We start from the raw sequence: 20,545 nt of genomic DNA, 5'->3' as shown, positions 1-20,545 counted from the left end.
GGAGGAGTACCCAAGTTTGGCTGAAGGGAGCGGTCTTGAAAACCGCCAGGGGGTTTACGCCCCGCGGGGGTTCGAATCCCTCCTCCTCCGCCATTTTATTTATAACAATCGCGCATAAATATTGGAGATTTATAGAACAGAAATCGTTACTACGTGTAACGATTTTTTTTTGCCCAAATGATGCTGATATAAAAAAACACCCTGCCTGGATCAGGCAGAGTGCTGATGTTTATAGAGAATGCCCCCGGCAGGATTCGAACCTGCGGCACACGGTTTAGGAAACCGATGCTCTATCCCCTGAGCTACGGGGGCCTGAGAAGCGTACGAGTCATATTATACTAAAGAATCCAGAGATTGCAAAGGAATCCTTTTGATGAAAATGCATCTCCGCCTGTTACTTCCGACAGGTGGATGTGATAAAATGATACCTGTCTGTCAAAAAGGATCGTTTTTTGTAGTCGAAAAAGAACAAGGGTAGGCCGCTGAACGGCTGATCCCGCTTGAATAGAGTTTGAAGGAGGAACAGCGATGGGAGATCTACCTTTCATATCCGTTGAAGGGCCCATTGGGGTTGGGAAAACGTCTCTGTCTAAAAAGCTCGCCTCCCAGTTTGATTTTCACTTGTTAAAGGAAATCGTTGAGGAGAACCCGTTTTTAGGCAAGTTTTATGACAATATTGAAGAATGGAGCTTCCAGACGGAAATGTTTTTCCTTTGCAATCGTTTCAAGCAGCTGGAAGACATTGAACGTAAATATCTGCAAGCTGGCAAGCCTGTTGTAGCGGATTATCATATTTCAAAAAATATGATTTTCGCCCGTCGAACCCTTAGAGAAGAACAATTTGATAAATACGCACAGATTTTTGATATATTAACACATGATATGCCTAAACCGAATATGGTCGTCTATCTTCATGCAAGCCTTGATACATTGATGGACCGCATCCGTATGCGGAACCGTGATGTGGAGGCCAATATTCAGCCCGCTTATCTTGAACAGCTTTCCCAGGATTATGAGGATTTCATGAGCCATTTTGAAGCCTCGCATCCGGACATTCCTGTGATCCGCCTCAATGGAGATCATTTGGATTTCGTAAAGCATCAGGACGATTTAAACTACATTGTTGCTCAAGTTGAACAGCATTTAAATAAAGGAGAAGTTATCAAATGAATGCACGTGAACGCTACGGTATTCCACATGATAGTGTGATCACGATTGCCGGTACCGTCGGTGTCGGAAAATCTACGATGACGAATGCGATTGCGGATGCTCTCAAATTCCGGACATCTTTTGAAAAAGTGGAGACCAATCCGTATCTTGATAAATTTTACCAGGATTTTGAACGCTGGAGTTTTCACCTGCAGATTTATTTCCTGGCTGAACGCTTCAAGGAGCAGAAGAAAATCTTCGAATACGGGGGCGGATTCATCCAGGACCGTTCCATTTATGAGGATACCGGCATCTTTGCCCGGATGCACTATGAAAAAGGGACGATGTCAGGAACGGATTATGAAACGTATCGTAATCTGTTCGATGCCATGGTCATGACGCCCTATTTCCCTCATCCTGACCTTCTCATTTATCTGGAAGGTTCCTTCGATGATGTTCTCGGCCGTATTAAAGAGCGTGGACGTCCGATGGAACAGGAAACACCTGTCGAATACTGGGAGGAAATGTTCAACCGTTATGACAACTGGATCGACAATTTCAATTCCTGCCCTGTGCTGCGCCTGAACATTGCGGACTATGATGTCCTCAATGATGAAAACAGCATTGAGCCGGTCCTTGAAAAAATCGGTCACTTTATCCAGCAGTCCCGTAAATGGCGTTCCAGCCGTCTGCTTACGTAATATGGGTATAAATGAAGAAACCGGTACGATGATCACCGCTGATCATCGTACCGGTTTTTTTATGGTTTTTTTAAATAGTCATGGATCATTTTCCGGTGGCTGCCGACCATGGAAGCAGGAAGCTTATCGGGCGGCGTAAACTTAAACTGGAGCGACTCTCTCGGGTCCATGCGGTAATCACCGGAGTATGTGTCCGTATCATAGGCCGTTGTGACAACGTAAAACTCATCGCCATTATCAGCCCGGATAAATTGGTCCGCCCCGGAGTACACATTGAATAGGTTCAGCTTGTCGACCGTCAGCCCCGTTTCCTCAAGCACTTCCCGTTTGGCTGTTTCTTCCGTGCTTTCCCCGAGTTCCATCAATCCTCCGGGCAGCCCCCAGACGCCGTGTGGGGACGTTCGCTGCTGCAGGAGGATGCGCCCCTGGTCATCCACGATAACGACGACAGCCCCGACGAAGATCAACGGCCGGTGACCGACAAGCGCCCTTAAATCTTCTACATATCCCATATGGCTGTTCTCCTTTCGAAGCGTTAATCAGCGAGTCCTGTTGTTTCCTTTACATAGGTGCCTTCTTCAAGTGCGTGAAGCAGAAAATGGGCCACATCCCCTCTGGAAATGCTTCGGCCCTCCTGCGGCACGGTTTCGGACGTCCGGTAATTCCCTGTGACAGGTCCATCCAGGAGGCGCATCGGACGGGCAATCGTATAATCCATATCCGCTGCTATGATTGCATTGACCGCCCGGCGGTGATCGTGCAGGACGTTTCTTAAAATTATCCGGCTCATCCACCCGGTCAGTCCGGGAATTTCATTGTACAGCCCGGCAGAGGCGACGTAGAGAAGCCGCTTGATGTTATGCTGCGCGGAAGCGGTCAGGATGTTTTCCGTCATAGTGGTCAGGGTGCTGCGGTCTTTCAACGATTCTGAACCGAGACAGGAGACAATGGCCTCCTGTCCGAGGACGGCCTGGCGAACATCCTCCTCATTCCTTGCGTCCCCTTGTACCCTATTCAGTCGTTCATGATTTATGCGGAGCTTTTCGGGATCCCTCAGAAAAGCGGTAACGTCATGGCCGGATTCCAGAGCTTGTTCGACAAAGGCCTTTCCTGTTCCACCGGTAGAACCAAAAACAACAATTTTCATGATCTCACCTCATTGATTTATTTTAGAAACGCCCATTCAGGAAGAATGATGCCTGAAAAAATTGATTTTCCGTCTGCTCCATGTCTGCAGCCAGTATACAGCACTGAATCCGAGTGCGATAATTGTAAGCACCCAAAGGAGAGCTTCCTCCATCCGTCCGGATTCGACGGCAAAGTAGATGGCAAGAGGAATGGTGTCGGTTTCTCCCGGAATATAGCCGGCCACCATCAACGTCGCTCCGAATTCTCCGAGAGATCGGGCGAATGTCATGACAAGGCCGGCGAGCAGTCCCGGCCAGGCCAGCGGCAGCGCGATCGTGAAGAATACCTTTGCTCTGGAAGCACCAAGATTATGAGCCGCATTTTCCAGCTGTGTATCATAGTTTTGAAAAGCAGCCGCCGCACTTTGATACATCAGCGGGAAGGAGACGACGGCGGAAGCGATGACAGCTCCTGTCCAGCTGAACACCACCTGCAGGTCAAACCAGTGCATCAATAACCGCCCAGCCCAGCCATTCCTGCCGAACGCATATAGAAGACAAAAGCCAATGACGGTCGGCGGGAGGACAAGAGGCAGGAGAAATAATGATTCCAGTAAACTTTTCCCGGGAAATATTTTCCGGGAAATCAATCGTGCTGCAAGCGTCCCGGATATGAAAACGATCATGGTGGCGATGGCTGCTACTTTTAGGGAGAGCAGGAGAGGACTGATGCTCATCATTCGTTCGTTTCATCCCCTGCAGCGGTAAAACCATAGTTTTCTAAGGTTTTACCGGCCGCTTCTGTAGACAGGAAGGTTATAAAGTCAGAGGCGGCCTCCTCAGCCCGGCTTTTTGTAATGACGGCGGCAGGATAAATGATCGATTCATGTAAAGACGGGTCGACTTCTGCGGTGACGTGTACCTTGTCCGATGTGAAGGCATCACTGGCATAGACGACACCATAGTCCGCGTCGCCGGATTCTACATAAGTGAGCACCTGCCGGACATCTCCGGCAAAGACCATGTCATCTTCCATCTGATCCCAAAGGTGAATCGTTTCCAACGCCTGTTTCGTATATGTACCAGCAGGGACGCTGTCCGGGTTACCGATGGCTGTCGTTTGATCTTCCGCTGCCTTTTTCAATGCGTCCAGGGAGCCGGCCGCTGCGTGTTCCTGATGACTGATAACGACGAGCCGGTTTTCCGCAAAGGTTTCCATCTGCGCATCATCCGTGTATCCACGTTCTTTTAAGTAGGTCGTCCATCGGGTATCGGCAGATAGAAAAACGTCGACAGGAGCCCCCTGCTCAATCTGACGTGCCAACTTACCGGAACTTCCTAATAATAAGGTCACATCGACGTTGTAGGCCTCTTCATAGGATGGAACGATTTCCTCCATAGCATCTGTCAAACTGGCCGCAGCAGCTATGGTCACGGTCGGTTTTTCACTGGCACTCGCGCATCCGGCTGAAAAGAAGAGAAGGATTACGGAAGCAGCCCATATGCTTTTTTTCATAAACAGCCTCCTTTCGGCCTTTGTTGATTCGGTGACAGGGCATAAAACATCCATGATAAAGAAAGGTTGAATAGCATGAAACTCCAAATCATCACCGCGCTGGTTCTGGCGCTTTTGTTGACCCAGCTTCCCGTAGCAGGTAAATATTTTGCAGTCTTGAATACTATGATACATGAAACCGGTCATTCTCTCACAGCTTTATTGACAGGTGGGGAAGTGAGGCATATCTCTTTATTCCCGAATACGTCCGGTGTTACGCTGACCGGTCACAGTTCGTGGCTGAGCCATGTGGCGACAAGTCTTTCGGGATATATAGCGGCCTCCTTCACAGCCTTTGTTTTTTTCTATTTAATTAGTAAGGGATACTGGTCATGGGTGATGTATATCCTGCTTGCCATCCTTGCTGTGAACCTGCTCTTCTGGGTCCGGAATATCTATGGAGTGTTCTGGATTGTGACCTTTGGTGCCGGTTTTATCTGGCTGCTCCGGACAGGGCATGACACGATTGTGCAGTATGTCCTTCTTCTGCTCGCCTCCCTCGTTCTTGTCGAGTCTGTAACCAGTGCATTTGAAATCATGTGGATCAGCTTCGTGTCTCCGGGGCAGGCTGGTGATGCCGCCAATCTGGCCCGCGCCTTCCGGATCATCCCATCTCCGGTATGGGGCGTGCTGTTCTTTCTTCAGGCTGTCTATTTTGCTTTTCTTTCCCTGAAGCGTGTCTTTACTTTTTGAAAATGTGCAGACACGGGGGGAATTCTTTCAAAATCCGCACCTGCCCTGTCTTTCCTTATCCACCTGAATAAGGTAATAAGGTAGGAAAGAGAGGAGGGGAAGAAATGAGCGGAGGATACGGCGGTGGTTTCGCACTGTTGGTTGTTTTGTTCATCCTTTTGATCATTATCGGTGCTTCTTACATGGGCGGCCGTGGATACGGTTATTAAATAGACAGCGGGATTTTTCCCGCTCTTACATATATAAAGTTTGTATAAGGTGCAGGAAGGGTAAAACGTACTATAAAAAAAGGACGGGGGAGTCCACTATGGATTTAAAGGAACATTTATTGACGGAAGGATATAACCAGATTGATATTCTTCTCGTTCGCGAAGGGGAAGACCAGACCACAGTACCTGGAATTACGCTTCATAAAGTCACAGATTTGGAGTACAAGCTTTATCTGGACCCTGAAACGATCACGTATCACCTGAAGGAAGAACACCCGTATTTCCAGGGAGATCAAAAAGTCGAATCCGGGGAAATGAAGCAGGTGAAGGGATATATTCTAGAATGGTAGGAAGCCTTGACGTTCAAGGCTTTTTTATATGGTCCGCTGAAACTTTAACACATTCTGTCGTTTAGTTGAGGAAACAAAGTGGAACGAAGGAGACAAAAAGCATGGAGGAGGATCATCAATGAAGGAACATCAATTATACATGAATGGTGAATATACACAGTCACATGGATCGGATTGGATTGACGTCGTTAATCCAGCCACAGAGGAAGTCATCTCCCGTATTCCCAAAGGGACGGAGGAAGATGTGAACAAAGCAGTGGAAGCAGCAGCTGCTGCGCAGAAGGGCTGGGAACTGACTCCGAATATCGAGCGCGGTAAAATCGTCCGGCGCCTTGGAGATAAAATTGAAGAAAACCGTGACCGGTTCATTGATCTTCTTCAGGAAGAGCAGGGGAAAGATTATGAGCTGGCCAGCGGAGAAATAGATCTCGCAATTGATTATTTCCGGTATATGTCGGAATGGGCCCGTCGTATTGAAGGGGAAATTGTCCCGAGTGATCGTGCAAACGAAAATATATTCATTTATAAAAAGCCGATTGGTGTCGTAGCCGGAATCGTCCCATGGAATTTCCCGATGTTTATTCTGGCAAGAAAAGTAGCGACAGCGCTTGTTACCGGCTGTACCCTCGTCTTGAAGCCAAGTCAGCAGACACCGAATACAGCTGTCGAATTCACGAAAATCATCGACAGCATGGAGGATATTCCTAAAGGGGTCTACAACCTTGTCACAGGAACAGGCTCTGAAATCGGCAATACCCTTGCCAAGCATAAAGATGTCCACATGATTACGATGACGGGAAGTGTGGGAGCCGGAACGAAAGTCATGGAAGCGGCTGCTCAGAATATTACGAAGGTCAACCTTGAACTCGGCGGTAAAGCACCGGCTATCGTAACAGCCAGCGCCGACCTGGATGTAGCGGCGGAAAACATAACGACTTCCCGTTTAGCTAATAATGGACAGGCGTGTACAAACGCCGAGCGTGTCTACGTACACGAAAGTGTCGCAGAAGAACTGATCAGCAAGCTGCGTCATAACTTCGAAAATAAAACACTTGGTAACCCGCGTGAAAATAAACAAGCCGAAGTTGGTCCGCTCGTCAGTATGGACCGCATCGAAGAAGTGGAATCCATGGTCAAAGAGGCAGTGGATGCTGGTGCCCACATTGAAATTGGCGGGGAACGCGCAGACATGGACAAAGGGTTCTTCTATAAGCCGACCATTTTGACGAATGTCACCCATGATATGAACATTATGCATGAAGAGATTTTCGGTCCGGTCATCCCGATTTCCACATTCAAGACGCTGGATGAAGCGATTGAAAAAGGAAATGACACGGAATATGGTCTGTCCTCTTCTGTTTATACGGAAGACATGAATGAAGCGATGCGTGTCGTGAACGAGCTGAAGTTCGGGGAGACATTCGTGAACCGTGAAAACTTCGAAGCTGTTCAAGGCTATCATGCGGGTATGAAGAAATCCGGCCTCGGTGGTGCCGATGGTAAACACGGCATGGAAGACTTCCTCGTAACCCAGGTCGTCTATATGCAGTATAAAAACGATAAACAGTAAACCAAAAGGAGCTGTCCCACCGGGGCAGCTCCTTTGTATAGGATCGTCTCTGACGGAACGCTTGGTCTTTCTTCAGCGGTTGTCGACTTTTTCAGGGTAGAGATCGTGATTCATCAGACGGTGATCGGCCATCTGCTCATATTTTGTTCCAGGCTTTCCATAGTTACAGAACGGATCAATGGAAATACCGCCTCGTGGTGTGAATTTCCCCCACACTTCGATGTAGCGCGGATCCATGAGGTCAATCAGGTCGTTCATGATCGTGTTCACACTGTCCTCATGGAAGTCGCCGTGATTGCGGAAACTGAATAGATAAAGCTTGAGTGATTTACTTTCCACCATCTTCACATCGGGGATGTAGCTGATGTAAATCGTCGCGAAATCCGGCTGTCTCGTTTTCGGACAGAGCGTGGTGAATTCCGGACAGTTGAATTTAACAAAGTAATCACGGTTCGGATGCTGGTTGTCGAACGTTTCCAGTACCTCCGGATCGTATTCAAACGAATAGCTTGTTCCCTGGTTTCCGAGCAGGGAAAGGGGAAGCTCCTCTTCATTTCGTCCTGGCATAATATCGTCTCCTCCATATAAGTAAAATAAAAAGCCGCTGCCTCTAAGGGCAGCGGCTTGTGTCGTCTACATCCTTAGTTTTTTATAGAGGGGTGGGCTAAGAAACCTCTTTGTTCTGTTGGGTTTATTATATAGAAGGGAGGAGAAACCTGTCAATTTCCTCCGGCATCTGACCCGTTTCTGTAAATCTTTGGAGAATACTCTTTAAAAATCATTCGTAATCCCCTACAATAGAAGTAATTCGTGAAATTTTCAGAAAAAATGCGCGGCTCTGATTTCCTTCAGAGCTTTGTTTTGCCACATGCAGAAAACGTTTACAAAAAACATTCTAATGAGGTGATTTAATGGACATGCAGCCAATTCCAGCTCGATCAGGCAATCACAACATGGAAAACTACAAGCAGACGTATGAAAATTTTCAGTGGGACGATGCAAAGCAGCATTTTACTTGGAACGACACCGGACGGGTCAATGCCGCTTATGAAGCGATTGACCGCCATGCGGAAAACCCGGACAAGAAAGATCAGCCGGCGTTGATTTATTCCGCACCGGACAGGGAGGAAACGCTGAGTTTCTCAGACCTGAGCAGAAAAAGTAACCAATTTGCCAACGTGTTGAAAAAACACCATATAGAAAAAGGGGACCGCGTCTTCCTTTTCATGCCGAGAAGCCCGGAATTTTATGCGGCTTTCTTTGGTATTTTGAAGGTGGGAGCGATCGCAGGCCCGTTGTTTGAAGCCTTTATGGAGCAGGCGGTCCGGGATCGTCTGGAGGACAGCGAAGCGACGATGCTGATCACGACACCGGATTTGCTGGAGCGTGTACCGGCCGATGATCTGCCGCACTTGAAGCAGATTGTCCTTGTGGGCGGGGAAGCGCCTGGCAACTACATTTCCTATGAAGAGGAAATGAAGGCCGCCTCTGAATCTTTTGATGTGGAATGGGTCGACTTGGAGGATGGAATGCTCCTTCATTATACTTCCGGTTCAACAGGAAAGCCGAAGGGTGTCTACCACGTTCACAATGCGATGATCCAGCACTATCAAACCGGAAAATGGGTGCTCGATCTGAAGGAAGGCGACGTGTACTGGTGTACCGCCGATCCCGGGTGGGTGACCGGTACAAGCTACGGAATATTCGCCCCGTGGCTCAACGGAGTGACCAACGTGATCCGCGGTGGACGTTTCAGCCCGGATGACTGGTACGGGACAATTGCGGCCTATGATGTGTCGGTATGGTATTCGGCGCCCACAGCCTTCCGTAAATTGTTGAGTGCTGGTAAAGAGGCGGCAGGAAAGCATGACTTATCATCACTCCGACATGTATTGAGTGTGGGAGAACCATTGAACCCTGAAGTTGTGACATGGGGATTATCCGCCTTTGATCTGCGGATCCATGATACGTGGTGGATGACGGAGACCGGCGGGATGCTGATCTGTAACTATCCGGCAATGGATATTCGACCGGGATCGATGGGTAAGCCGTTCCCGGGTATTGAGGCCGCCATCGTAGATAACGAAGGAAACGAACTCCCGGACAATCAGATGGGGAACCTCGCTGTTAAAGAAGGATGGCCGTCCATGATGCGTGCCGTCTGGAACAACCCCGGAAAGTACGAAAGCTACTTCCTGAACGGCTGGTACGTCTCCGGAGACAGTGCTTATAAGGATGAAGATGGCTACTTCTGGTTCCAGGGCCGTCTGGATGATGTGATCAACACGTCCGGCGAACGCGTAGGGCCTTTTGAGGTGGAAAGCAAACTGATTGAACATGAAGCGGTGGCAGAAGCAGGGGTCATCGGTAAACCCGATCCAGAGCGGGGCGAAATCATTAAAGCCTTTATAACACTGCGGGATGGATACGAGCAGTCCGATGAGCTGCTGGAGGACATCCGCCAGTTTGTGAAAAAGGGACTCAGCGCCCATGCCGCCCCTCGTGAAATCGAAATCAAGGACACGATACCGAAAACGAGAAGTGGTAAAATCATGCGGCGGTTATTGAAGTCGTGGGAGCTCGGGCTTCCGACAGGTGATACGTCCACATTAGAAGAATAAGCAGGAAAAGCACAGCCTTCCGCTGTGCTTTTCTATTTGTCGTTTCACGTGGAACGATGACGTTTTATGTAGAAAAATCAGTGTAGACAGCAGGTGGATAGAATGGAAAAACAATCAACGCAATGGATGACAGAGACGCTGGAAACCGTCCAGTGGTTTGTGTTTCTTCTGGCAAGTGCTGTCGCCCTGCCGATCGTGATCGGTTCTTTGTTCGGCCTTTCCTTTCCGGAGGTTGCCGGGTTGATGCAGCGGACGTTATTTGTAGTAGGGGCGGCATCCTTTCTTCAAGGAGTGATCGGTCATAAGCTTCCGATCATGGAAGGTCCGGCCGGTATTTGGATCAGTATTTTTGCCGTTATGGCTTTCAGTGGAAAACAGAACGGGGATACCTATATGGAGACGCTTCAAGTGCTGGAGGGGACGATGCTGTGGACCGGACTGTTTTTAGTTTTATTCGGCTTGTTCAAATTGTCCCACCGGGTTTTGTTCGTCTTTACCCCTTTTGTGACCGGCGCTTTTTTATTTATGCTGACCGTTCAGTTGAGCGGGACCTTTCTTGAAGGGATGCTCGGCCTTCAGGAAGGAGCGGAGGGTATTGACGGGGCAGATGCGTGGACGGCTTTTGTCACGCTTGCCCTTGTTCTCGGGCTTTCTATCACTGGGCGGGGATGGATGAAAAGTTTTGCTGTCCTGATTGGGATCAGCGCAGGATGGGTATTGTATGAAATAGCTGTTCCGGCGAAGGGCGTTGAATCTACAGCCGTCGAGTGGTTTGCCCTTCCCGAAGTTTTTGCCTGGGGACCGCCGGCCATGACTCTCGGTACTCTTCCTCTGGGATTGATTACTGCCGTGATTCTACTGTCGAATTTAGTGGCTTCGGTCATCGCTGTCAGCCAGACCATATATGGAAAGCCCCGGTATACATATGAGCAGATCAACCGGGGGAGCGGCTTTCTGGGCATCAACCACGGCCTGACCGCCCTTTTTTCTGCGGTGGCCAACGTCTCGCTGGCTTCCTCCTCCGGATTTATGCAGCTGACTGGACAGAAACGGAAGCAGCCGTTCCTTTATGCTTCCCTGCTCCTGACCGGTCTGTCTTTCTTTCCGCCTGTGGTCAGGTTCATATCTTCTGTGCCTGCTCCGGTGGCGAATGCAGCGCTTTTAGCCACGTTTGTACAGTTGATGGGCCTCGGTTTGTCGAACTTGACGATGGAACCCCTCGATCAGCGGAAACTGACGATTCTAGGCCTGTCTTTTCTGCTCGGGATCGGACTGATGTTTCTGCCGCCGGACGTCTTCACAGGACTCCCGGGTGTGCTGCAGAATCTTCTAAGCAATGGACTTCTCATTGGAACAGTACTCGTCATTACATTGAACCAGTTATGGAAGGAACCAAATTAATTATCCCGGCTTATGGGATGGATAGAGGAAGTGTATTTTATGGCTGAAGAAATCAAAGACATCATCGGTATCGGTATCGGGCCTTTCAACCTTGGACTTGCCGCACTTGCCGACCAGACGGACGAAGTGGACGGTTTGTTTTTTGAACAGACAATCGAGTTCAACTGGCATCCGGGCATGCTCATAGAAAAAATGGATCTTCAAGTTCCGTTTTTGGCCGACCTTGTAACATTTGCTGATCCGAAGAGTCCTTATACATTTATCAATTACCTGCACGAACACAACCGTATGTTTCCGTTTTTCTTTCACCGCCACTTTGAAATTCCAAGACAGGAGTTCAATCATTATATGCAGTGGGTGGCTGGTCAGGTGGATGGCCTGCACTTCGGTCATACGGTTATAGATGTGATCGATCATAACGAAGAAAAGACGCCGCACTATGAAGTGATTGTCGAAGAGACGACGACCGGTGAAAGAAAGCATTACCGGTCCAGGCACGTCGTGATGGGGACTGGGAACGAACCGATCGTCCTGGATGGCATGGACCGCCTGCCGAATGAAGATGTGCTTCATACGAGCCGTTACCTGTTCCAAAAGGATCAGCTGCTGAAGTCGCGCCATGTTGCGGTTATCGGCTCCGGTCAAAGTGCACTTGAAGTTTTCCTTGATCTATTGGAGGAGCAGGAGCGCAGTGATATGAAAGTGACGCTTTTGACGAGATCGGGCGGATTGTTCCAGCTCGATACGGCAAAATTTGCCCAGGAGATGTTTACTCCTGATTATGTGGATTATTTTCATAGTCTGAGCTTTGACCAGCGGAAAGAAGCGTTGAGTACGCTTGATCCGCTCCGTAAAGGGATTGCTCCGGACACGCTCACACGGCTTTATACAAAACTGTACCACCGGACGACAGCGATGGAAGACAGCCGTGTCCTTATCCAGCCGATGACAGAGATCAACGGTATTGAAGCGTCAGAAGAGGGGGGCTATGATCTTCAGTGCCGCCAGTGGCAGGAGGAGTATGACTATACGTATCATGCCGACAAAGTGGTGTTTGCCACCGGCTACAAGCCTCATCTTCCTTCATGGTTTATGGACCGCTATAAGGATCAGGTCGAATGGGAGGCCGATCAGATGTATAAGGTGTCCCGTGACTACCATCTGGAATTCAAGGACGGCCGTGATCATCACTTCTTCACCTTGACGAACCTGGTGCATTCCCACGGAGCAGGGGCGACGAACCTCGGCCTTTCCGTTCACCGCAATGTTCATATCATCAACACCATTGCCGGCAGGGAAGTGTACAAAAATCAAAAGGATACCACATTCCAGACCTTCTCCATGAAGCATCCGAAGTAACCTGAACCTGTCACCGGTGTTTAAAAGCCTGCCAAACGGGAAGACAATCTATGGAAAAAATAATGGACAAATCTTTCAAGGAGTTGAGTTTTCATGAGTAAGATTGCATGTCTCGTAACGTCCCATTTTGAAGATGTCGAATATACACAGCCGGCGGATGCCTTTTCCAAGGAAGGTCATGAAGTGACAACCATTGAATGGGAAGCCGGAAAAGAAGTGGAAGGCAAGCAGGGAGAAGCCTCGGTCAAAATCGATACGTCCATTGATGATGTAAAACCGGAAGACTTTGATGCCTTGTTCATCCCGGGCGGATTTTCCCCGGATATTCTCCGCGGAGATGAGAAGTTCGTTTCCTTCGCTAAACACTTTATGGATGAGAAGAAGCCTGTCTTCGCCATCTGCCACGGACCTCAGCTGTTGATTACAGCTAAAACACTGGAAGGCCGTACAGCTACAGGGTTCAAATCCATCGCTGTCGATATGGAGTATGCGGGCGTGGATTATAAGGACCAGGAAGTCGTCGTCTGTCAGGATCAGCTGGTGACCAGCCGACAGCCGGATGACATCCCTGCCTTTAACCGCGAAGCATTGAAACTTCTTAAATAATCTGCGTCACCATGGGGCCGCGGGGGATTCTCCCCACGGCTCTTTTTCTATCAATCGGATCCAGCGGTGGTGAGTGGTCGTGTGATCCTATATAATGGAAGGACAAGTCTGCCTACATAATGGATGAAGAACTAGGAGGATCGTTTATGATTGTTATTGAGAAGACGGACCACTTCATCATGATACCCCAGCACGAACATGCCGGCATTTCAGGAAGCCTCGTTGATCATTGGAAAAATCATTTTCTGCTGCGCTCGAAGCTGAGGGAAGAAGCGGACTGGGCCATCCGTCAGCATGACCGGGCCTGGATTCCTTTGGATGAGAAGCCTTTATGGAATGAAGAGAAGAACCGCCCGTATACGTTTGTCGATTATCCGCTCCAGGAAAAACTCCAGGCTTATGAGCGTGGGATTGGAGAAGTGGCTTCCCAGTCCTTTTATGCAGGGATGCTGTGCAGCATGCATTATGCCTCCTTCTTTCAGGAGGACAGCCATGATCCTGTGATTGTCGAATTCCTGAAGCAGGAGGAGAAACGGCGGAAGGATTTGTATGAATGGATGGAAATGGACATTCCCTACGACGTCTATCATCTTCACTTCAAACGCCTTCAGTTCTGTGATGATCTTTCTTTGTATGTGTGTATGCAGGAACCGGGAACACCGAAGGAAGAGGAAATCCCGTGGTTTAAGGACGGGTTCAGACAGACGTTCGATTTTGCGCCGGAGGGGATATATCCGCAGTGGGACAGCGCACGTCAGGTCGTCCTCGATCCGTTTCCATTTGAACAGTCCTTCCATGTGCAGATTCCTTACCGGAGAGTATCGAAAGAGGACATCCAGCGCCGTGGATTGACCAAGGCTTTCCAGGAGGCTGATATTGATCCGGTCACGGTCACCTTTGTTGGAAAAGAAGAAAAGCCGCCTCTCTCATGAGAAGCGGCTTCTTTTATGGATTTTTTTTCACGCTGAATTGATTGCTGAGAAGGACCCAGTTCTGGGGGAAGGATAGTCCGAGCTTCCAGTAACTGATTCCAAGCAGGTTCTTTTCCTTAATCAAATCGAATTTCTTTTGTATGGATCTGGCGTCTTCGAACCACACCTCATGCTTTTTTCCATCTCCATCCGTATACGTGAAATAGGGGGCCTGCTCCTTCTGGTCGTATGAAATTGCCACATTATTTTTCCGGGCTGTCTGAATGGCCTGCTGCGGACTGAGGGCTTTGGCGAATTCTCCCCCGGGTTCGTACGGAAGCGTCCAGTCATATCCATAGAGGTTCTGGCCAAGCAGAATTTTCTGAGCCGGCATTTCCGACAATGCATAATTCACAACATCTGTGACAGGGCCGATCGGAGACACGGCGCGTGGCGGACCGCCGCTGTATCCCCATTCGTAGGTCATCAAGACGACGAAGTCTACGATTTCCCCGTGGGCTTTATAATCGTGGGCTTCATACCAGTCGCCTTTCTGGTCGGCACTCGTTTTAGGAGCGAGCGCTGTCGAAATGAGCAGTCCTTCCTTGGATAGACGCTGTTTTGCTTTGCGAAGAAATTGATTATAGGAATCTTTCATATCCGGAGGAAGGAATTCCATATCAAAATGGACATCCTTGAATCCTACCTGTTTCGTAATTTGAATGATTTCATCGAGCAGTTTGTCTTGAAGGGCCTCGTCGCTGAGAATTGTTCTGCCCAATTCTGCACTGAACCCGTCATCAGCCAGGTTGGTGACGACCATCATGAGAGTCGCATCGTTTTTCCTGGCAATTTCCTTGAAATTGTCGAGCGGAGGTGCTTTTAATGTGCCGTCCTCCTGGATTTCATAGCTGAAGGGGGCCAGATAAGTCAGGTTCACGGCCCGGCTCTCTGCTGACTGCCGGAGGGTGTCGGAGACGGTTCCTCCATAGGGTTCAATGTACGCATTGCTCGTAATCGGTGTCGGGGGCTGGTCCGGAATATAAAGCCGCAGCCCGACAGCGAGAGCGCTGTCCGTATTCAGTCCATTGACGGCTGCCAGGCGATCCGCCGTCATATTGAATTGTTCAGCAATCGTATATAAACTGTCTCCCGACTGAACAAAATAGTATTGTCCGACGATAGGAACCACAAGAGCCTGACCGATGACAAGTTCTCCCGGCGTCTCTAATTCGTTTGCTTCGATGATGTCGTTTGGCGTACTATCATAAAGACGGGCGATCGAATACACAGAGTCTCCCTCTTGAACAATATGAATCTGCACATGTCTCACATCCTTTCTCATCCTTTATCAATGTATGAAACAAAAAAACGGATTTATTCTTAAAATCCATTTCTGGATTCGAGGAACAGGATTTTTTCTATCAGTCTTTCTATAGGAAAAGGAGGTGGTCCGGATGGAAGATGAGCACTTTATGGAGCTTGCCATGGTGGAAGCGGAAAAAGCAGAGGCGGAAGGAGAAGTGCCGATTGGTGCTGTTATCGTCAAAGACAATCAGGTGATTGCTTCCGGGTACAATCAGCGCGAACAATCCCAGCGCGCTTCTTCCCATGCCGAATTCATCGCAATTGAGCGTGCCAATGAGCATGAGGGCAGCTGGCGTCTGGAAGACTGCACGTTATATGTGACCTTGGAGCCCTGCCCCATGTGTGCAGGAGCCATTCTGCAGTCGAGAATTCCCCGGGTCGTATACGGAGCGGCCGATCCTAAAGCCGGCTGTGCCGGAAGCTTGTACCAGCTTTTGGAGGATAATCGTTTCAACCATCGATCTGAAGTTGTGCCCGGTGTTCTGGGAGAAGCATGCGGGGAGATGCTGTCTCATTTTTTCCGCAGCCTCCGGTCGAAGAAGAAAAAGAAACCGGCTGTAGATAATTAACAGTATGAAACCATTGCATTTTCTGCTGAAAATCGCTATACTTGTTTATGCCGTGCTAAGCGGGGAGGTAGCGGTGCCCTGTACTCGCAATCCGCTATAGCGAGGCCGAATTCCCACCCGAGGTGGCACAGCTTTAAGGTCTGCCTTATGTGAGTGGTGTTGACACTCAGGTCCTGCGCAATGGGAACCAGTGAACCCTGTCAGGTCCGGAAGGAAGCAGCAGTAAGCTGACCCTCCCGTGTGCCGCGGGAGTGCCTGGGTCGAGCCACAACCATAAGTAACGCTTAGGGCTCTGCCATCGAAGGTGGGTGCACGGCATTACATAAGTCGTACACACATGATTCACATATAAGGGGAGCCGTTATGATACGTTCATAACGGCTCCTTTTTTCTATCATTTATAGACGATCCCCCTGACTGTCTTCTTGTCTGCCGGTAATGGTTCACAGCAGGAATGTCTATCAGGTATAATGGGAATGAAACTAAAAAGGGAGAACGGTTTTATGAGCTACCAGGCTTTATATCGTGTATGGCGTCCCCGGGATTTTGAAGGTGTCGTTGGGCAATCGCACATTACGCGGACACTGCAGAACGCAATAGTACAGGAAAAGTTTTCACATGCGTATTTATTTTCCGGACCCAGGGGGACGGGAAAAACGAGTGCGGCCAAAATTTTCGCAAAGGCCGTCAACTGCGAACGCTCCCCTGTGAAAGAGCCGTGTAATGAATGCGATGCCTGTCTTGGCATCCAGGATGGCTCCATCTCTGATGTCATAGAGATTGACGCTGCTTCCAACAACGGGGTGGAGCAGATACGTGAAATCAGGGACAAGGTCAAATATGCCCCGAGCGCGGTGCCGTACAAGGTCTACATCATTGATGAGGTTCACATGCTTTCCATGGGTGCGTTCAACGCCCTTTTGAAAACATTGGAGGAACCTCCAAAGCACGTGATCTTCATTCTGGCGACGACTGAACCGCACAAAATTCCGTTGACGATCATATCCAGGTGTCAGCGGTTTGACTTCAAACGGATTTCCCAAAAGTCGATGGTCGACCGGATGGTGAAAATCACAGCAGCGGAAGAGATTGCCGTGGTTCCTGAGGCTTTGGAAATCATTGCTCTAACGGCAGAAGGCGGCATGCGTGATGCCTTAAGTCTGTTGGACCAGGCCGTTTCCTACAGTGAAGAGGAAGTGACGATGGACGATGTCCTGGCTGTGACGGGGTCCGTATCGCAGGCGAAGCTTACCGCTGTCTTGAGAGCCTTGAACGATCAAGACGCCAGATCAGCTCTGGAAGCGGTGGATGATCTGATCCAGCAGGGGAAAGATCCGGGCCGTTTTGTTTTCGATCTTATCTATTATTTAAGAGACCTTCTGCTGTATCAAAGTGCTCCGGACCTTGAACAGAACCTGGAACGTGCCATTCCGGATGATTCGTTCCGGAACCTTTCCACAGAGCTCACAGCCGGATGGATTCAGCAGGCGATCCGTGAATTGAATCACTGTCAGCAGGAAATGAAATGGACGACAAGTCCGAAAGTCTTCATAGAAATCGCCATGCTGAACATGGTCGAAGTACAGGCAGGTCCTCCGTCAGCACAGGCGGTTGATTCCAGTGCTGTCGAAAAGCTGTCCGGGAAAATCCAGGAGCTTGAAAAACAGCTGGCAGCTCTAAAGGAAAGCGGACCGGCGCCTCAGGCTTCTGCCCAGCCTGCTAAAAAACGTGCGCCTGCAAAATCAGGAAGAAAAGGGTATAATGTTCCATATGAGCGGATCAGGCAGGTCCTGAGTGAAGCTTCGAAGGAAGAGATTAAAAATATCCAGAGTCGCTGGGCTGACTTTATGGAGGCGCTCAAGCAGCAGAATGCGCCGGCTCATGCGACACTGTTAAACAGCAAACCGCGGGCTGCATCACCGAAGGCGCTCGTCCTGGCTTTCCGCTATGATATTCACTGCTCCCTGGCTCTGGAGCATCAAAAGACGATCGAACCCCTTTTGACGGAGTATGCAGGAAAGCCGATGACAATCATTCCGATTCCTGAACAGAATTGGCAGGAACTGCGAGAGGAATATGTCCGGAAGCAGAAACAGGCTCCGGATGAAGTGCCGGAAGTGGACGGGGAGGAAAACGGAGAAAGTACGCCGCAGGAGCCCCAGGAGGACCCGCATATTTCAGAAGCCCGAAAACACTTCGGGGATGACCTGATTGAAATCCAGGACTAACAATCCCACAAGGAGGAATGCCCCATGCGTGGTGGTGGAAACATGAACAATATGATGAAACAGATGCAGAAAATGCAGAAGAAAATGATGAAGGCTCAGGAAGAGCTTTACGAGATGACTTTTGAAGCTTCTGCAGGAGGCGGTATGGTTAAAGTGGCGGCAAACGGGAAAAAAGAAATTACCGATGTTGTCATTGATGAGGAAGTAGTCGATCCGGATGATGTGGAAATGCTGCAGGACCTTATCATTACGGCGACGAATGATGTCATCAAGCAAGTGGACGATAAGACTAATGATACTATGGGACAATTCACGAAAGGGATGCCTGGAGGAATGTTCTAGGAGGAATTCTCATGTATTACCCGGAACCAATATCAAAACTGATTGACAGTTTTACAAAGCTGCCAGGGATCGGTCCGAAAACGGCGGTCCGCCTGGCTTTTTTCGTGCTGGAGATGGAAGAAGACGACGTGCTGGACTTTGCCAAGTCCCTCGTCAATGCCAAGCGTGAACTGACCCACTGCTCGATCTGCGGCCATATTACAGACCAGGATCCATGTTCCATCTGTCAGGATGAATCAAGGGATGAAAAACTGATATGTGTGGTGCAGGATCCCAAGGATGTAATCGCCATGGAGAAAATGAAGGAATTCAGTGGGAAGTACCATGTCCTTCACGGGGCGATTTCACCAATGGACGGGATTGGACCTGAGGATATCAATGTCGAGAGTCTAATCAACCGGCTTAAGGATGAAGGAGTCGAGGAACTGATCCTGGCGACGAATCCGAACATTGAAGGGGAAGCCACAGCGATGTATATCTCCCGCCTTGTTAAACCTTCAGGGATTCGGATGACAAGGATCGCCCACGGACTTCCAGTCGGCGGCGATTTGGAGTATGCCGATGAAGTAACGTTGTCGAAAGCGCTGGAAGGTCGGAGAGAACTATAGAAGAAGGTGATGGATTTGTTCGGTAAACAGAAGAAGATTAAAAAAGAAATGGATCAGGAGCTTCTCCTTCGTATCAGGAAGATGAAACACGAATGGGAAAGCTTAAACACCATTATCGAACAAAGCATTGAACCGAGTGAAGAAGGTTTGAACGATCTGGCTTTAGTCAAAGCGAAGTATTTCTATCTATTAAGAGAAGCAAGATACAGAGGAATCAACGCATTATCCTGAACCTTTGTACTAGCCCCCTGTCTGATTTCATATACTGTTCCCAGAGCAGTTAATCAGACAGGGGGTTTTTTATGGATCCGATACTGGTCGTATTATTGTTGAGTCTCGCTGTACCTCTTTTGTTAATCACCGGCATGCCTGTGAAGCCGTTGAAGTGGTTGGGGGCTGGGCTTACGCGGTTGATTGTAGCCGTTATTCTTCTGTTTTTTGTGAATCTGTTTGGAGCGCAGTTCGGGCTGCATATTCCAATCAATGGATTTACAGCCGGTGTGTCCCTTCTTTTAGGGCTTCCGGGTGTACTGTCGTTAACAGCCATTCATATCTGGGTTTTATAAAAGCGGCGGGTTTCCTGCCGCTTTTATTTGTGGAACAAAAAGAATATGAGAAAATAACGAAAAACTATTGCGTTAGGTTCGTATCCGTGATAAATTATTACTTGTCGCTTTAAGAGAGCGGCGCGGTGTTGAAAAACGCCAAAACGAATCATGAAAAAAGTTGTTGACACAAACGGCTTCCCATGATAAATTAGTATTTGTCGCCAAAAACGACAGCCAAACGCTTTCTCAACTTAATGAAAAAAGTTGTTGACATGAAAAACAACACATGTTAAGATGATTAAGTCGCTGTTTTCAAACGGCCGACAACATTTGATCTTTGAAAACTGAACGAACCAACCAGTACGTCAAAACATTTCTTCTTTAATGAAGAAATTTGAAACAAGCACATTCGGTGTGCAAATGAGCAAGTCAAACTACTTTTATGGAGAGTTTGATCCTGGCTCAGGACGAACGCTGGCGGCGTGCCTAATACATGCAAGTCGAGCGCGGGAAGCGAGCGGATCCCTTCGGGGTGAAGCTCGTGGAACGAGCGGCGGACGGGTGAGTAACACGTGGGCAACCTGCCTGTAAGATCGGAATAACCCCGGGAAACCGGGGCTAATGCCGGGT

23 protein-coding genes, 2 tRNA genes, 1 rRNA gene and 1 other RNA gene are annotated in these 20,545 nt (G+C 49.0%); 20 read left to right on the top strand and 7 right to left on the bottom strand.

Annotation, left to right across the window (positions count from 1 at the left end):
• A tRNA-Ser gene (locus ACXAJH_RS07280) sits at positions 1–93 on the top strand.
• A gap of 146 nt (positions 94–239) precedes the next feature.
• On the opposite strand, the gene ACXAJH_RS07275 is transcribed toward ACXAJH_RS07280, so the two are convergent.
• Positions 240–312 (bottom strand) — tRNA-Arg (locus tag ACXAJH_RS07275).
• Between the two features lie 216 nt (positions 313–528).
• Here ACXAJH_RS07275 and ACXAJH_RS07270 point away from each other — a divergent pair.
• Both ACXAJH_RS07270 and ACXAJH_RS07265 read left to right on the top strand, forming a co-directional pair.
• Entirely contained in the window at positions 529–1,170 is a 642-nt protein-coding gene (locus tag ACXAJH_RS07270) for a deoxynucleoside kinase (RefSeq protein WP_027955845.1), read from the top strand.
• Positions 1,167–1,850 carry a deoxynucleoside kinase gene (locus ACXAJH_RS07265; protein WP_027955844.1) on the top strand — a complete coding sequence of 228 codons (684 nt, stop codon included), beginning with the start codon at positions 1,167–1,169 and terminating at the stop codon, positions 1,848–1,850. The genes ACXAJH_RS07270 and ACXAJH_RS07265 overlap by 4 nt, the downstream gene beginning before the upstream one ends.
• Positions 1,851–1,909: 59 nt before the next feature.
• Here the strand turns inward: ACXAJH_RS07265 and ACXAJH_RS07260 are convergent, their stop codons facing one another.
• Genes ACXAJH_RS07260 through modA form a run of 4 tightly spaced genes read right to left on the bottom strand, consistent with a single transcriptional unit; the run spans position 1,910 to position 4,493 of the window.
• Positions 1,910–2,362, bottom strand: coding sequence for an NUDIX hydrolase (locus ACXAJH_RS07260; RefSeq protein ID WP_474970167.1), 453 nt, complete (start codon positions 2,360–2,362; stop codon positions 1,910–1,912).
• Between the two features lie 23 nt (positions 2,363–2,385).
• A complete protein-coding gene (locus ACXAJH_RS07255; RefSeq protein WP_474970168.1) occupies positions 2,386–2,997 on the bottom strand; it encodes an NAD(P)-dependent oxidoreductase in 612 nt (203 codons plus the stop codon).
• Between the two features lie 36 nt (positions 2,998–3,033).
• Positions 3,034–3,714, bottom strand: coding sequence for a molybdate ABC transporter permease subunit (gene modB, locus ACXAJH_RS07250; RefSeq protein WP_474970461.1), 681 nt, complete (start codon positions 3,712–3,714; stop codon positions 3,034–3,036).
• On the bottom strand, positions 3,714–4,493 hold the full coding sequence (gene modA, locus ACXAJH_RS07245) for a molybdate ABC transporter substrate-binding protein (RefSeq protein ID WP_474970169.1): 780 nt from the start codon (positions 4,491–4,493) through the stop codon (positions 3,714–3,716). The genes modB and modA overlap by 1 nt, the downstream gene beginning before the upstream one ends.
• Positions 4,494–4,568: 75 nt before the next feature.
• On the opposite strand from modA, the gene ACXAJH_RS07240 reads away from it, so the two are divergent.
• From ACXAJH_RS07240 to aldA, 4 genes are all read left to right on the top strand, one after another.
• Positions 4,569–5,225: a M50 family metallopeptidase gene (locus ACXAJH_RS07240; RefSeq protein WP_474993485.1), complete on the top strand. Its 657-nt coding sequence runs from the start codon at positions 4,569–4,571 to the stop codon at positions 5,223–5,225.
• 104 nt (positions 5,226–5,329) lie between these two features.
• On the top strand, positions 5,330–5,434 hold the full coding sequence (locus ACXAJH_RS07235; protein ID WP_084163164.1) for a YjcZ family sporulation protein: 105 nt from the start codon (positions 5,330–5,332) through the stop codon (positions 5,432–5,434).
• A 98-nt stretch (positions 5,435–5,532) separates the two neighbouring features.
• Positions 5,533–5,784 (top strand): hypothetical protein, encoded by a 252-nt coding sequence (locus ACXAJH_RS07230; RefSeq protein WP_160890095.1) that lies wholly within the window; start codon positions 5,533–5,535, stop codon positions 5,782–5,784.
• Positions 5,785–5,902: 118 nt separating this feature from the next.
• Positions 5,903–7,354, top strand: coding sequence for an aldehyde dehydrogenase (gene aldA, locus ACXAJH_RS07225; protein ID WP_474993483.1), 1,452 nt, complete (start codon positions 5,903–5,905; stop codon positions 7,352–7,354).
• A 72-nt stretch (positions 7,355–7,426) separates the two neighbouring features.
• Here the strand turns inward: aldA and queF are convergent, their stop codons facing one another.
• Complete coding sequence (gene queF, locus ACXAJH_RS07220) at positions 7,427–7,921, bottom strand: preQ(1) synthase (protein WP_474970625.1); 495 nt, start codon at positions 7,919–7,921, stop codon at positions 7,427–7,429.
• 344 nt (positions 7,922–8,265) lie between these two features.
• On the opposite strand from queF, the gene acsA reads away from it, so the two are divergent.
• The 5 genes from acsA (at position 8,266) to ACXAJH_RS07195 (ending at position 14,273) form a co-directional block, all read left to right on the top strand.
• Positions 8,266–9,975 (top strand): acetate--CoA ligase, encoded by a 1,710-nt coding sequence (gene acsA / locus ACXAJH_RS07215; protein ID WP_474970174.1) that lies wholly within the window; start codon positions 8,266–8,268, stop codon positions 9,973–9,975.
• A 102-nt stretch (positions 9,976–10,077) separates the two neighbouring features.
• A complete protein-coding gene (locus ACXAJH_RS07210; RefSeq protein ID WP_474993482.1) occupies positions 10,078–11,376 on the top strand; it encodes a purine/pyrimidine permease in 1,299 nt (432 codons plus the stop codon).
• 39 nt (positions 11,377–11,415) lie between these two features.
• Positions 11,416–12,735, top strand: a complete 1,320-nt coding sequence (locus ACXAJH_RS07205) for a lysine N(6)-hydroxylase/L-ornithine N(5)-oxygenase family protein (protein ID WP_474970176.1) — start codon at positions 11,416–11,418, stop codon at positions 12,733–12,735.
• A 93-nt stretch (positions 12,736–12,828) separates the two neighbouring features.
• On the top strand, positions 12,829–13,341 hold the full coding sequence (locus ACXAJH_RS07200; protein WP_027955832.1) for a type 1 glutamine amidotransferase domain-containing protein: 513 nt from the start codon (positions 12,829–12,831) through the stop codon (positions 13,339–13,341).
• Positions 13,342–13,487: 146 nt separating this feature from the next.
• Entirely contained in the window at positions 13,488–14,273 is a 786-nt protein-coding gene (locus tag ACXAJH_RS07195) for a DUF3891 family protein (RefSeq protein WP_474970622.1), read from the top strand.
• A gap of 13 nt (positions 14,274–14,286) precedes the next feature.
• Here ACXAJH_RS07195 and ACXAJH_RS07190 read toward each other — a convergent pair whose 3' ends face one another.
• Positions 14,287–15,576 carry a glycosyl hydrolase family 18 protein gene (locus ACXAJH_RS07190; protein ID WP_474970462.1) on the bottom strand — a complete coding sequence of 430 codons (1,290 nt, stop codon included), beginning with the start codon at positions 15,574–15,576 and terminating at the stop codon, positions 14,287–14,289.
• 133 nt (positions 15,577–15,709) lie between these two features.
• Between ACXAJH_RS07190 and tadA the strand changes: the two genes are divergently transcribed.
• From tadA to ACXAJH_RS07150, 8 genes are all read left to right on the top strand, one after another.
• Positions 15,710–16,189, top strand: a complete 480-nt coding sequence (tadA, locus tag ACXAJH_RS07185; protein ID WP_474970178.1) for a tRNA adenosine(34) deaminase TadA — start codon at positions 15,710–15,712, stop codon at positions 16,187–16,189.
• Between the two features lie 50 nt (positions 16,190–16,239).
• Positions 16,240–16,505, top strand: an RNA gene (gene ffs, locus ACXAJH_RS07180) — signal recognition particle sRNA large type.
• 187 nt (positions 16,506–16,692) lie between these two features.
• The gene (gene dnaX, locus ACXAJH_RS07175) at positions 16,693–18,417 is read left to right on the top strand and encodes a DNA polymerase III subunit gamma/tau (protein WP_474990705.1); all 1,725 of its coding nucleotides are present in this window, start codon (positions 16,693–16,695) and stop codon (positions 18,415–18,417) included.
• Positions 18,418–18,441: 24 nt separating this feature from the next.
• Entirely contained in the window at positions 18,442–18,759 is a 318-nt protein-coding gene (locus tag ACXAJH_RS07170; protein ID WP_474970180.1) for a YbaB/EbfC family nucleoid-associated protein, read from the top strand.
• An 11-nt stretch (positions 18,760–18,770) separates the two neighbouring features.
• Positions 18,771–19,367 (top strand): recombination mediator RecR, encoded by a 597-nt coding sequence (gene recR, locus ACXAJH_RS07165; RefSeq protein WP_027955826.1) that lies wholly within the window; start codon positions 18,771–18,773, stop codon positions 19,365–19,367.
• Between the two features lie 15 nt (positions 19,368–19,382).
• Positions 19,383–19,598: a YaaL family protein gene (locus ACXAJH_RS07160; RefSeq protein WP_474970181.1), complete on the top strand. Its 216-nt coding sequence runs from the start codon at positions 19,383–19,385 to the stop codon at positions 19,596–19,598.
• A gap of 71 nt (positions 19,599–19,669) precedes the next feature.
• A complete protein-coding gene (locus ACXAJH_RS07155) occupies positions 19,670–19,933 on the top strand; it encodes a pro-sigmaK processing inhibitor BofA family protein (protein WP_474970182.1) in 264 nt (87 codons plus the stop codon).
• A 421-nt stretch (positions 19,934–20,354) separates the two neighbouring features.
• Positions 20,355–20,545 (top strand): 16S ribosomal RNA (locus ACXAJH_RS07150); the annotation flags it as partial.

Source organism: Halobacillus sp. ABD4_316 (assembly GCF_056161385.1).
Note: the sequence above shows the minus strand (reverse complement) of the source record. Positions and strands in the feature narration are given on the sequence as shown.